This window comes from Streptomyces sp. L500 (assembly GCF_054551825.1).
In genome coordinates, this window is the sequence record NZ_JBTOLC010000080.1 from 1 (window position 1) to 12,976 (window position 12,976).

Sequence of the window (12,976 nt, forward strand, 5' to 3'; positions counted from 1 at the left end):
CCACACCGAGAGAAGAAGAATGGTGAGTTATGAAATAAGTGAGTTATATGCGGTTTGGGGAGGTGGTGTTGGACGACAGGAGGTCACCCGGCCGGTTTCTTCGTGCCATCTGCCAATACGGCTGCTGGACAGGGGCGGCGGAGACTTTCTGTCGCGACTGTGCCACCGGCTGGCCTGTCGAAACCCAGGAAGGGGCCGCACGTGAGCGCGCAGCAGTACGACGGGATCGGCGAGGCCTTCGAGGGGTTCAAGTCCCTGCCGCTGACACGTTATGGGGAGGTGCCGAGCCTTCTCGGCATGGTTGGGGACGTGAGCGGGAGGTCGGTTCTCGACCTGGCGTGCGGCACCGGTTTCTACAGCAGGGAGTTCAAGCGGCGCGGCGCCGCGGACGTCCTGGGTGTCGACATCTCCGAAGCGATGATCGCCGCCGCGCGGGAGATCGAGCGGCGTGAGCCGCTGGGCGTGCGCTACGAGGTCGGTGACGTGGCCGAGCTGCGGCCTGTCGGCCGGCGCTTCGACATCGCGGTGGCAGTGCAGTGTCTCAACTACGCCGAGGACATCGCGGCGATGAAGCGGATGTGCCGCAACATCCACCGGAGCCTGGTGCCGGATGGGGAGTTCTTCGTGCTCGCCCAGAAACCCGACTACCGGTTCGACTGCCCGTCCCTGGACAAGTACGGATTCCGCTGCGAACCGACCGGTGAGGAAACCGAGACAGGCCCACGGGAGCGTGTCACCGCTCTCCTCGACCCGCAGCCGATCAGCATCGTCACCACAGCTCCGCGGCGAGAGGTCTACGAGGAGTGCCTGCGGGCAACCGGGTTCGGTGGCATCGAGTGGATTCCACTGCAGATCTCCGAAGCCGGCATCCGGCAGTTCGGCGAAGACTTCTGGGCGGACCTCCTCGCACACCCGCCACTGGAAATGCTGCGCTGCCGCACCTGACCGATCAGCGGGCAGGCCGGGCTCGAGCAGTTCCCGTGCGGTGCCGACCCGCAGAAGGCCTCGGGACGGCACGAACCCCGCCGGAACGGACCAGGCGACTGGCGATCCTGCGGACCGATGGCCTCTGAGGGCGCATGGACCCCCGCAGTCGGTGGGCCGGGCGGGGCGGCGAGGCCCTGGGCCTCGCCGCCCCGCCCGGCGTCCGTCAGACCGCCGCCGTGTCGGTCTCGGGGCGCAGGTGGCCCGCGCCGTCCAGGCTCTTGGTCCGTACGAGGTCGGTGACGTGGGCGACGAACGTGTCCAGGGCCATCGGGGTCTCCTTGCCCGAGCGATCGCGCACGGTCACGGAACGCTCCTCCGCCTCGCGACGACCCACGACGACGATCAGCGGGATCTTGCGGGTGACGGCCGTGCGCACCTTGGCGTTGAGGCGGCCGTCGCCGGCGTCGATGTCGGCGCGGATGTCCGCGTCCAGGAGCGCGTCGCGCACCTCGCGGGCGTAGTCCGTGAGTTCGTCCACGATGGGGATGACGCGGACCTGCTCCGGGGCCAGCCACACCGGGAAGGCACCGGCGAAGTGCTCGGTGAGGTAAGCGGTGAACCGCTCGTGGGAGCCGAGGGGGGCGCGGTGGAGCACGACGACGGGCTTCTCGGTGCCGTCGGAGTCGTGGTAGGTCAGCCCGAAGCGCTGCGGGGTGTAGAGGTCGACCTGGTTGGTGGAGGCGGCGAACTCCTTGCCCGTGACGGCGCGGATCATGAAGTCGACCTTGGGGCCGTAGTGCGCGGCGCCGCCCAGGTCGATCTCGAAGGGGATGTCGGACTCCTCCATGGCCTCACGGGTGATCCGCTCGGCCGTCTCCCACATCTGCTCGTCGTCGTGGTACTTGTCTTTGTTCGCCGGGTCGCGCAGGGCGAGCACCATGTAGAAGTCGGTGATGCCGAGCGCGCGGTAGTAGTCCGCGTGCATCCGCATGACTTCCAGGAACTGGTCCTTGGCCTGCTCCTGGGTGCAGTAGATGTGGGCGTCGTTCTGGGTGAAGCCACGGGTGCGCATGGTGCCGTGCAGCTGGCCGCTGCGCTCGAAGCGGTAGACCGTGCCGTACTCCGCGATCTTGTACGGGAGGTCGCGGTAGCTGTGCGGCCGTGCCTTGTAGACCATGTGGTGGTGCGGGCAGTTCATGGGCTTGAGGTAGTACTTCTCGCCGTCGATGTCGATCGGCGCGTACAGGTCCTCGGCGTAGTACGGCAGGTGGCCGGAGAGGTAGTAGAGGTCCTCTTGGGTGATGTGCGGGGTGACCACGCGCTGGTAGCCCAGCTTGCGTTCGGTCTTCCGGGCCCAGCCCTCGAGTTCGTCGCGGATGATGGTGCCGTTGGGCAGCCACAGCGGCAGGCCCCGGCCGATCTCCTTGCTGAAGGCGAAGAGGTCCATGTCCTCGCCGATGCGGCGGTGGTCGCGCTTGGCGGCCTCCTCCAGTGCCTTCAGATGGGCTTTGAGGGCGTCGCGGGTCGGCCAGGCGGTGCCGTAGATGCGCTGCAGTTGCGGGTTCTTCTCGCTGCCGCGCCAGTAGGCGGCCGCGCTGCGCATGAGTTTGAAGGCCGGGATGAGGCGGGTGGAGGGCAGGTGGGGGCCGCGGCACAGGTCCGACCAGCACACCTCGCCGGACTTGGCGTCGATGTTGTCGTAGATCGTCAGCTCGCCGCTGCCGACCTCCATGACCTCGTCGGTGTCGATGTCGCTCTTCACATCGACCAGTTCGAGCTTGTACGGCTCGGTGGCGAGCTCTTCCTTGGCCGCCTCCAGCGAGGGGAACACCCTCCGCTGGAAGCGCTGTCCGGACTTGATGATCTCCTTCATCCGCTGCTCGATCCGTTCCAGGTCCTCGGGCTGGAACGGGCGCTCGACGTCGAAGTCGTAGTAGAAGCCGTTCTCGATGGGCGGGCCGATGCCGAGCCGGGACTCGGCCCACAGGTCCTGGACCGCCTGGGCCATGACGTGCGCGGTCGAGTGGCGCAGTACGTCGAGCCCGTCGGGGCTGGACAACGCGACGGCCCGGACCTCGACTTCGGTATCCGGCGTCCAGTCGAGGTCCTTCAGCTTCCCGTTCCGGTCCCGCACCACGACGATCGCGTTGGGGCCGGTCATCGGCAGTCGGGCCGCGGCCACCGCGTCGGCGCACGTCGTCCCGGCCGGGACCACGACGACGCGTTCGGTCTCGACGGCAGGAGGGGATGCAGACACAGGAACTCTCCTCAGAGATCAACTAGGATGCGCGCTCGCGATCTTACGGGCACGTCCAGGGGCAGTCACCCCGGTTGTTCAATTTCAGTCAGTGGCGGGCGCGAACCGGTGGAGCAGCTGGTCGACGTGGTCGCGCGCGATGTCGGCCGCGGCGTCGGGCGAGCCGACCTCCGGGTCGAAGTTGGGGTCGAGGAAGATCTCGGTCAGCCCGGTCGCGGTGAGCGCCCCGAGGTCGTCCCGGATCTTTCCGGCCGGGCCGGTGAGGGGTGGCGCGTCCGCGCCCGCTTCCGGGCGCAAGCGGACCGGGGCGCGGCAGACGAAGCGCAGCGCGTCCGGGTCGCGGCCGGCCTGTTCGGCGGCTTCGCGTACGACGGTGATCGCGTCGCGGATGGCGGTGGGGGTGGCCTTGCTGCTCGCGATCCAGCCGTCGCAGAGCCGCCCGGCGCGGCGTAGCGCGGCGGTCGCGGTGCCGCCGAGCAGGAGTGGCGGGTGCGGGGACTGCGCGGGTTTGGGTTCGAAGCGGGTGGTCGGCACGCGGTAGTAGGGGCCGTCGTGGATGACGACCGGTTCGGTCCACAGGGTGCGCAGGCAGGTGAGGAAGTCCTCGGCGCGGCGGCCCAGGCCGGTGGGGGGCACGCCGGCGGCGGTGTACTCCTCGGGGGCCCAGCCGTTGCCGAGGCCGACGTCGAGCCGGCCGCCGGAGAGCAGGTCGAGGCTGGTGAGTTGTTTGGCGAGTACGGCGGGTGTGTGCAGCGGCATGATCAGTACGGCGACGCCGAGGCGGATCCGGCTGGTGCGCGCGGCGAGGAAGGACAGGGTGACGAGGGGGTCGTGGACGCCACGGTTGGCCTCGCCCCAGGAGTCGTCGACGGCGCCGAGCACGCGCTGGTAGGTCCACAGCGAGTGGTAGCCCAGGGTTTCGGCGGTGCGGGCGACGTGCGTGAGGCCGTCGGGGGTGGCCAGGGGGCCGGACACGGGGGCGGCGAATCCCAGTCTCATGGGTCAGACTCCTGCCAGGGTGGCGTGGACGAGGCCGAGTCGGCGCAGGGTGTCCAGGAACGTCGCGTCCTTCTGCAGCCAGTGGTGTTTGATCTGGGCGACCGCGGCGCCGTCGCGGTGGCGGTGTTCGGCCACGGTGCGGAAGGCGCCCGGTACGAGGGGCAGCAGTTGGAGGGGGCGCAGGCGTCCGCTGCGGCGTTTGTCGGCGTATTCGACGTTGACTTCCTGGAGGACGTCGTCGATGCGGCGGGCGGTCTCCTCAAGGTCCCGTGCGCGGTGGGCGTCGGTCCATTCGACGGCGACGAGGTAGTGCGGTGGGGTGCCCCAGACCGGGATGCCGGTGAAGTCGGGGTGGGTGGTCTGTTCGTGGCCCAGGACGCGGGTCACCGCGGCGTGCACGTCGGTTTCGGTGACCTTCTCGCCGGTGAAGGAGCTCTGGAAGCCGGTGCGGCCCAGGAACTCCAGGCGAGGGGTGGCGCCGACCGTGCCGGTGACGCGGTACACGTCGCCCACGTCGTAGCGGTAGAGGCCATTCGCCTGGCTCATCACGAGCCGGTAGTCGGCGCCGGGTTCGAGCTGGTCGTAGCCGAGGGTGGGGCTGCCGGGGGGCAGGGGGCTGCCGTCGTCGAGGTCGTGCCAGGGGACGAATTCGAAGTGGGCCTGGTCGACGGCGAGCGGTCCGGCGGAGGGGTGGTCGTCGACGGGCAGGGTGACGATGCCCTCGGTGCCGGTGGTGCTGAATGGCAGGGTCGCGACGCCCGGGGCGAGCCGGGACAGTAGTGGCTGGTACAGCGCGGCGGAGGCGGAGTTCCAGCAGACGAGCAGGCGCAGGCCGGGCCACAGGTCGGTGAGGGCCGGGCGGCCGCCGGTCCAGTCGAAGACGGCGGCCAGTCTGCGGGCGAGGGCCGGGGCGGCGGGCCGGCCCGGACCCTGACCGTCGTGGAGTTCGCGCACCAGGCGTTCGGGGTTCTCCCGCAGCGTCTCGGCCAGCAGGACGATCTTGGACGGGTTGACCGAGACGATCAGCCGCAGATCGTGTCCGGCGAGCCGGAGGAGTTTGCCGTACAGGGGGTCCGTCAGCGTGGGTGTCGCGGGGTCCCGGGTGAACCAGGCGGCCGTGCGCCACGGTGGGTTCCAGTCGTCGGGGTCCTGTGACGGCGGGCGCTCGGTGATGCTGTAGACCGGGAATCCCTGCTGGTACCGGCGGACCGGGCCCGGTTCCCAGGAGAGGTCGAGGACCTCTTCGCCGGTGAGCCGTTCGGTACCCATGTGCTCGAAGTACAGGCCCCATTGGGCGTAGAGGGCGGGGCCTCGGTAGGTGCGGCGCCAGTGGTGGGTGGTGGGGACGAGCTTCGCGTGTCCGGTCGTCCCGGAGGTGCGCAGGAAGGCGTAGGGGTCGTCGGTGGTGAGTACCCGGTGTTCCCCGGCGAGCTGGCGGTGCACATAGGGCGCCAGCTCGTCGTAGCCCCGGATGGGCACCGCCTTCCTCCACTCCCCCGGTGTGCGGACCCGCGCGAGCCCGTGTTCACGGCCGAAGGCGGTGTCGCGGGAGACCGCGAGGATGTCGGCGAAGACGCGTCCGGCCGCCTCCTCCGGCCGCGCGCACGTCGCGCGCTGTTTCGCCAGTGCCTCCTGTGTTCTCTCCAGAAAAGACGGGTGCGGTGCGGTTTTCCCCGCAGAAGCCACGACAGTCCCCCTAGGATCGCGCCAAAGCAAGATTGAGTTCACCCCACACGGACGACGACCTTCCCGAACGCCCGTCGTTCCTCGAGTTCGGCGAGGGCCTCGGGAGCGCGGGAGAGCGGGAAGTCCGCGTGGACGACCGGCTCCAGGGCGCCGCCGGCCACCAGGCCGAGAATGGTGTGCAGGTCCTCGCGCCGCCACGCGTTGGAGCCGAGGATGTCCAGCTGCCGGTTCCAGACGTAGCGCAGGTCGGTGACCGCCTCGTATCCGGTGGTCGCGCCGCAGGTGACGACGCGGCCACCGCGCCGGGCGCAGCGCAGCGAGGTGGGCCAGGTGTCCTTGCCCTGGTAGTCGACGACGACGTCGGCGCCGCCGTCGGCGAGGTCACGGACCCGGCCGCGCACGTCCTCGGTGCCGGTGTCGATCGTCTCGGTGACGCCGAGCGCCCGCAGCCGGGCGAGTTTGGCCGGCGACCCGGAGCAGGCGATGACGCGGGCGCCCGCCCGCAGGGCGAGCTGGGCGCACGCGACGCCGACGCCACCGGTGGCGCCGAACAGCAGCATGGTCTCGCCGCGGCGCAGGCGTGCCCGGGTGAAGAGCATGCGCTGCGCGGTGCCGTAGGCGATCGGCAGAGCAGCGAAACGGACCGGGTCGAGCTCGCCCTCGGGCAGTACGAGGGCGTTGGCCGCGGGTGCGACCGCGTACTCGGCGAGCCCGCCCCAGTGGTGCTCGCCGAGGATGCCGCGCCCGATCATCGGGTCGAGCAGGACGCGGCGGCCGAGCAGGCGCTCACCCGCCTCGTCCGTGGCCCGTTCGACGACGCCGACGACGTCGCTGCCGGAGACGTGCGGCAGTTCCAGCCGCACTCCCGGCAGTCCGTTGCGCACGTGGATGTCGAGGTGGTTCAGCGCACACGCCTCGACCCGTACGCCGACCCACCCCGGGGGTGGCACCGGGCGCTCGATCCGGTCGAGCTCGAGCCGCTCGGGGCCGCCCCAGGCGCGGATGACCGCCGCCAGCATCTGCCGCGTCACTCCCCGGTCACCTCGCGGATGGCCCGGAAGAGGGTGCCGGTGAGCAGGCGCAGGTCTTCGTGGCTCATCGACGGCGACGGCAGCATGGTGATGACGTCCCCGGGGACGGCGTTGACGAGCACGCCGTTGTCCTTGGCCACCGTGCAGATACGCTCCACCATGCGGTCCTGGGGCGGGAAGGGGGTGCGCGTCTCGCGGTCGGCCACCAGCTCGACGCCGGCGATCAGGCCGAGCTGACGGACGTCGCCAACGTGGGTGAGCCCACGGAACGGCTCCAGTTCGGTGGTGAGGACCTCGGCCAGGGCCTGGGCGCGGCCGAGCACGTCCTCCTTCTCGTACAGGTCGAGGCTGGCGAGCGCGACCGCCGCGCCCAGCGCGTAGCCGGAGTAGGTGCTGCCGCTGAGGAACGCCCCGCCGCTGAACGCCTCGAAGATCTCCTCGGTGGCCAGGGTCGCCGACAGCGGCAGATAGCCGCCCGTCAGCGCCTTGCCCACGGTCAGCAAGTCGGGGGTGACGCCCTCGGCCTCGCACGAGAAGGTGGTGCCGGTGCGGCCCCAGCCGGTGAGGACCTCGTCGGCGATGAGCAGCACACCGTGCCGTCGTGCGATCTCCGCGACCTTGGCCAGGTGGCCCTCCGGGGCGGTGATCACGCCGGCGAGGGCCTGTACCCGCGGTTCGACGATGACCGCGGCGATCCTGCCCTTCTCGCGGACCAGGATCTCCTCCAGCGAGTCGGTGCAGTCCAGTTCGCAGTCCGAGCCGGACTTCCCGAGCGGGCACCGGTAGCAGTCGGGCTGGGCGAAGGAGAGCGAGGGGTACAGCAGCGGCTCGTAGGTCTTGCGGATCATGTCGACCTGCTCGTTGTTCACACCGCGCAGGCTGATCGTGCCGAGGGTCTCGCCGTGGTAGCCGTTGGCCATGGACACGAAGGTGGATCGCTGCGGCTCGCCCTTCGCCACCCAGTAGGCGTAGGCGGCCTTCAGTGCCGTCTCCACCGCGGTGGAGCCGGACTCGGCGAAGAACACCCGCTTCAGCCCGGGCGGGGCCATGCCAGCCAGCCGGGCCGCGAGCTCGACCGCGGCCGGGTGCGAGACGCGGTACAGGGTGGTCTCGCCCGCCTTGCGGGCCTGGGCCACCAGAGCCTCGACGAGCTCGGGCCGACCGTGGCCGTGGAGGTTCATCCCCATCGACGAACGCCCGTCGAGGTATCGCCTGCCCTCCGGATCGATCAGCCAGCAGCCGTCGGCGCGCTCGACGACCAGCTGGTCCTTGGCCATCCAGTCGTCCATCGGCGTCCACGGGTACCACATGTGCTCGCGATCGAGCCTGCGCAGCCGCTCGACATCCGTCTTCTCCACTTGCAGCCCTTTTCTGATGGTGAGTCTGATGGGGGGTTCGTCGATCTGACGGGGGCTCCGCCGTGAACCAGGCCGTGGTGCACGACCTGGTTCACGACGAGGCCCGTTCGTCCGCTACCAGGTGACGCGCAGCTGACGCGGCCCGTAGGAGAGGGCGTCGCCGCGGAAGGGGATGTCCTCCTTGGAGATGTCGAGGCGCAGCCCGGGGATGCGCTCGGCGACCGCGCGCAGCGCGACCTCCAGCTGCACCCGGACCAGGTGCTTGCCCAGGCACTGGTGCGGCCCGTGGCTGAACGAGAGGTGGTTGCCCGCCGCGCGGTGGATATCCAGCTCGTGCGGGTTGGGGAACACCGAGTCGTCGCGGTTGCTGGTGTCCAGCAGCACGATGACCGCGTCGCCCTCCTTGATCGTCTGGCCCTCGATCTCGATGTCCGCGGCGGCGACGCGCTTGGTGGCCCGGGCGATGGTGTAGTAGCGCAGCATCTCGTCGATCGCGCCCGGCCACAGGCTGGGGTCGGCGCGCAGCTCCTCGGCGACGTGCGGGAACTCGGCCAGCGCGAGCACCCCGAGACCGAGCATGTTGGCCGACGGCTCGTGGCCGGCGACCAGCAGGAACAGCGCGTTGTCGACCAGGTCGGAGGCGCTGAGCTCGATGTCGCCGGACGCCCGGGCCTTGAGGATCAGCCGGCTGAGCAGGTCGTCACCGGGGTTCTCGGTGCGCTGCCGCATGAGCTCCGCGACATAGCCGCGCAGCTCGATGACGGCTTCGAGGTTCTCCTCGCCCCGGTCCATCTCGATGATCTGCTCGGTGCGCTTCTGGAAGTAGTGGCAGTCCTCCTCGGGGATGTCCAGCACCTTGCAGATGGTCTTGGTCGCCACCGGGAAGGCGAAGGCCTCCACCATCTCGGCGCCCGGACCCTTGCGGACGATCTCGTCGACGATCTCGCCGAAGATCTCCTCGAAGAACGGGCGGACCTCCTCGGCGTGCTTGGGCGTGAAGTCCTCGGCCACCATGCGGCGGGCGATGTCGTGCTCGGGCGAGTCCATGTTGAACAGGTGGCGGCTGAACTGGCCGCGCTGCTTCTGCAGGGTCTCCCGCTGCGAGAAGGAGGGGGTCTTGGCGGGGTTGTTGCTGATGCGACGGTCGGCGAGCAGACCGCGCACCGCCTGGTGGCTGGACGCCAGCCACGCCGCGCGGCCGTCCTCCATGGTGAAGGGGCACACGCCGCCGCTCTCCTTCAGCAGCTCCAGGTGCTCCATGGGCGGCATGTCGGGCACGGTCCGGCGGACGGGGAAGTTGGCCATCTGAATCTCTCCGTAAGGGTGGGTTCGGTATCGAGGAAGAAGGCGGTGGGAGCAGCGGCTTTCAGGGCCGGTGAACGGCCGTGGCCAGCCAGTCGTGTACGACGTCGGCGGTACGCGGCGCGTGGTGCTCCATCATCGTGAAGTGGTCACCCGGCACGTCCGTGCCGGTGTGTGGCAGGTTCCAGCGGGCCTGCCAGCGCAGGTCCGCCGGCATCCCGGCCATCGGGTCCCCGGCGCGTACGTGCAGCACCGGGACGTCGACCGGACGCGGTGTCCAGTCGAAGCTGAAGTAGCGGCCCATCGCGGTCAGCCACGCCTCGCCCAGGGACCCGCCGGTGCGCCCGTCGCGCTCCCGCTGGCCCTGTTCCATGGCGCCCTGGATGCGGGTCATCACCTCGGCCTGTTCCGGGGCGTAGGTGTCGACCAGCACGACGGCGGCCGGCGGGCGGCCCCGCTCGGCGAGGTGGGCGGCCAGCGCGTGCGCGGCCAGGCCGCCGGCGGAGTAGCCGAGGAGAACGAAGCTGTCGTGGGCCTCCAGGGCGCGTGCGTGGGTGGCGAGGAGGACGTCCAGCGTGGCCGGGATCGGTTGCCCTGTCACGAATCCGGGCTCGCGCAGCACGTATACGTCGCGCCTGCCGCGCAGGGCGGTGCCGAACGGCACGAACTTGTGCGGGTCGGCCTTGCCGAGGTGCGACGGGATGCAGAACACGGGCGTGTCCGTGCCACCGGAGGTGAGCCGCAGGGGCGGCAGGTCGAGCCCGGCCGGGTCGTCGTACGCCGGCCGGAAGCCGGCGGCCGTGGTGAGCAGGTCGATGAACTCCAGCCGCCTGCCGTGCCGGTCCGCCTCCCGCCACAGCTCGTCGAGGCTTCCCGAGGTGTCGGACGCGGGGAGCGCGGAGGGCACGGGAAGCGCGACGGATGACGACGACGTCCCGGCGGCGGCCATCCGGTCGCGCAGGTACTCGGCGAGGGCAGCGGGCGTACGGTGCTCCAGGGTGAGCATCGCGGGCAGGGCCAGGCCCGTGACGATGCCGAGCCGGTTGCGCAGCTCGATCGAGGTCAGAGAGTCGAAGCCGAGCTCGAGGAACTCGCTGGCCGCGCCGATCCGCGCCGGGTCGTCGTAGCGCAGGACGGCGGCGATCTCGGCCCGGACGGCCTCCAACAGCATCGCCGACTGCTCCTCGGGAGTGCGGGCCGCCAAGTCGCCCGAGAAGTCGGGCCGTTCGTCCCGGGCGGGCCGGGCGGCCTCGCGCGTCTCCGGGAGCGCGTCGAGCAGGCGGTGCCGAGCACCCTTGGCGAGGCGCGCCCAGTCGACGTCGGCGACCACCACGGGGCCGCGTGCCCGGCCCAGGGCCTGTACCGCGTGTTCCGGGGCGAGGGGCGCCACGCCGGTGCGGCGCAGTCGCTCCTCGACGATCCGGGTGCCGGCCATGCCGTCGCCCGCCCAGGGGCCCCAGGCGAGGGAGGCGGCGGGCAGGCCCTGGGCGACGCGGTGGGCCGCGAGGGCGTCGAGGAAGGCGTTGGCGGCCGCGTAGTTGGCCTGGCCCGCGCCGCCGAGCACACCGGCGAGTGAGGAGAACAGGACGAACGCGTCCAGGTCCATGTCCATGTCCTGGGTGAGTTCGTGCAGGTGCGTGGCGCCGAGCAGCTTCGGACGGAGCACACGGTCTAGCTGAGTGGTCGTCAGGGAGGCGACCGTGGCGTCGTCGAGGACGGCGGCCGTGTGTACGACGGCGTGAGGCCGGTGGTCGGCGAGCAGTTCGCGTACGGCTTCGCGGTCGGTGACGTCGCAGCGTACGACGGTCGCCTTCACCCCGGCGGCGAGCAGTTCCTCGTGCAACGCCCGCGCCTCCGTGCTGTCCGGGCCGCGCCGTCCGGCCAGCACGATGTGTTCGGCGCCGTTGTCCGCCAGCCAGTGCGCGACGTGCCCGGCCAGGGCCCCGGTCCCGCCGGTGATCAGCACGGTGCCGCGCGGCGACCACGTCCCGGCGGTGGACTCCTCGGGGACGAGCCGGGTACGGACCAGCCGCCGGGCGAACACGCCGGCGGGACGGATCGCGATCTCCTGCTCGTCACGGGCCGACAGCCGGGCGCACAGGCGGGCTCCGGTGTGGTCGGTGAGCCGGTCGGGCAGGTCGATCCGTACGACGCCGAGCTCGGGATGTTCGGCGGCGGCCGCCCGGGCGAAGCCCCAGAGGGTGCCCTGTTCGGGGGCGGACACCGGGTCCGTACCACCGACGGACACGGCACCACTGGTGAGAATCCACAGGGGGATTCCGGCGGCGGCGGAGATCATGTCCTGGACGACGCGCAGCGTCGCCCGCAACCCGCCGTCGGCGTCGCCGCTGAGGCCGAGCAGAGAGACGACTCCGGTCACGCCGTCGTACTCGAGCGGATCGGTGGCTCCGATGCCGATCACGGTGGCGCCGTGCCTGGTGAGGAAACGTTCCACGTCGGCTGCGAGGGGGTGGTCGCCCGTGGGGCGGATGAGCAGCCACGTCCCGGAGAGAGGCGGTGCGGTCGCGTCGCCGGTCAACGGCGTCCAGTCGATGCGGTACGTCCAGTCGTCCAGCGGAGTGGGTGAGGAGGACGTGGCGGGTGCGGGAGTGGTGCGTTCCAGCCAGTAGTGCTGGTGTTGGAAGGCGTAGGTAGGAAGGTCGACGGTGTTGGCGTGGGGGAAGAGGGGTGCCCAGTCGACGGGATGCCCGGCCGTGTGGAGGGTGGCCATAGCGGTGAGGGTGGTGCGGACGTCGTCGTGGCCGGGGCGCAGGGTCGGGCTGGTGCGCAGGGTGGTGTCGTCGGTGGCGCATTCGGCCACCATGGCGGTCAGGGCGCCGGAAGGGCCCAGCTCGATCCATGTCGAGACACCGGCATCGAGGAGGGTGGTGACGTTGTCGGCGAACAGGACCGGCTCACGGACCTGACGCACCCAGTACTCCGGCGAACACCATGCTTGCGGGTCGGCCCAGGTGCCGGTCACGTTCGAGACGGCGGCCAGCGTCGGGGCGTGGAATGCGACGGTGTCGAGGACCTGCCGGAACTCCTCCAGCATCGGCTCCACCAACGGCGAGTGGAAAGCATGCGAAACGTCCAGACGGCGAGCGCGATACCCCTGGGCAGCCGCCTCTGCCATCACACGGTCCACAGCCTCCCCGGGACCAGAGATCACCACCTGACGCGGGCCATTGACCGACGCGATCACCACACCATCAGCCAGAAACGTGGTGATTTCCGCTGCCGTCGCCTGCACCGCCGCCATCGCACCGCCCTCGGGCAGCGCTTCCATCAACCGCGCCCGGGCAGCCACCACCCGGCATGCGTCCTCCAGCGACCACACACCCGCCACATACGCGGCAGCCAGCTCACCCACCGAATGACCAGCCACAAACCCCGGCCGGACACCCCACGACTCA

General features: G+C 70.7%; 8 protein-coding genes. 1 reads left to right on the plus strand and 7 read right to left on the minus strand.

Annotation, left to right across the window (positions count from 1 at the left end; translation table 11 throughout):
• The first annotated feature begins 201 nt into the window (after window positions 1-201).
• Window positions 202-945 (plus strand): class I SAM-dependent methyltransferase, encoded by a 744-nt coding sequence (locus ACX9I7_RS31910; protein WP_459389305.1) that lies wholly within the window; start codon window positions 202-204, stop codon window positions 943-945.
• 205 nt (window positions 946-1,150) lie between these two features.
• Here the strand turns inward: ACX9I7_RS31910 and thrS are convergent, their stop codons facing one another.
• The 7 genes from thrS to ACX9I7_RS31945 form a co-directional block, all read right to left on the minus strand.
• Window positions 1,151-3,088 carry a threonine--tRNA ligase gene (thrS, locus tag ACX9I7_RS31915; protein WP_459389312.1) on the minus strand — a complete coding sequence of 646 codons (1,938 nt, stop codon included), beginning with the start codon at window positions 3,086-3,088 and terminating at the stop codon, window positions 1,151-1,153.
• Window positions 3,089-3,268: 180 nt separating this feature from the next.
• The gene (locus tag ACX9I7_RS31920; protein ID WP_459389306.1) at window positions 3,269-4,183 is read right to left on the minus strand and encodes a TIGR03619 family F420-dependent LLM class oxidoreductase; all 915 of its coding nucleotides are present in this window, start codon (window positions 4,181-4,183) and stop codon (window positions 3,269-3,271) included.
• A 3-nt stretch (window positions 4,184-4,186) separates the two neighbouring features.
• Entirely contained in the window at window positions 4,187-5,869 is a 1,683-nt protein-coding gene (locus tag ACX9I7_RS31925; protein WP_459389307.1) for a GH3 auxin-responsive promoter family protein, read from the minus strand.
• Between the two features lie 38 nt (window positions 5,870-5,907).
• Window positions 5,908-6,900 (minus strand): zinc-binding dehydrogenase, encoded by a 993-nt coding sequence (locus ACX9I7_RS31930; protein WP_459389308.1) that lies wholly within the window; start codon window positions 6,898-6,900, stop codon window positions 5,908-5,910.
• Window positions 6,897-8,258, minus strand: coding sequence for an aminotransferase family protein (locus tag ACX9I7_RS31935; RefSeq protein ID WP_459389309.1), 1,362 nt, complete (start codon window positions 8,256-8,258; stop codon window positions 6,897-6,899). Before ACX9I7_RS31935 ends, ACX9I7_RS31930 begins: the two co-directional genes overlap by 4 nt.
• 114 nt (window positions 8,259-8,372) lie before the next feature.
• Window positions 8,373-9,563 carry a cytochrome P450 gene (locus ACX9I7_RS31940; RefSeq protein WP_459389310.1) on the minus strand — a complete coding sequence of 397 codons (1,191 nt, stop codon included), beginning with the start codon at window positions 9,561-9,563 and terminating at the stop codon, window positions 8,373-8,375.
• Window positions 9,564-9,624: 61 nt separating this feature from the next.
• The coding region (locus ACX9I7_RS31945) for a type I polyketide synthase (protein WP_459389311.1) at window positions 9,625-12,976 on the minus strand (3,352 nt) is incomplete at its 5' end.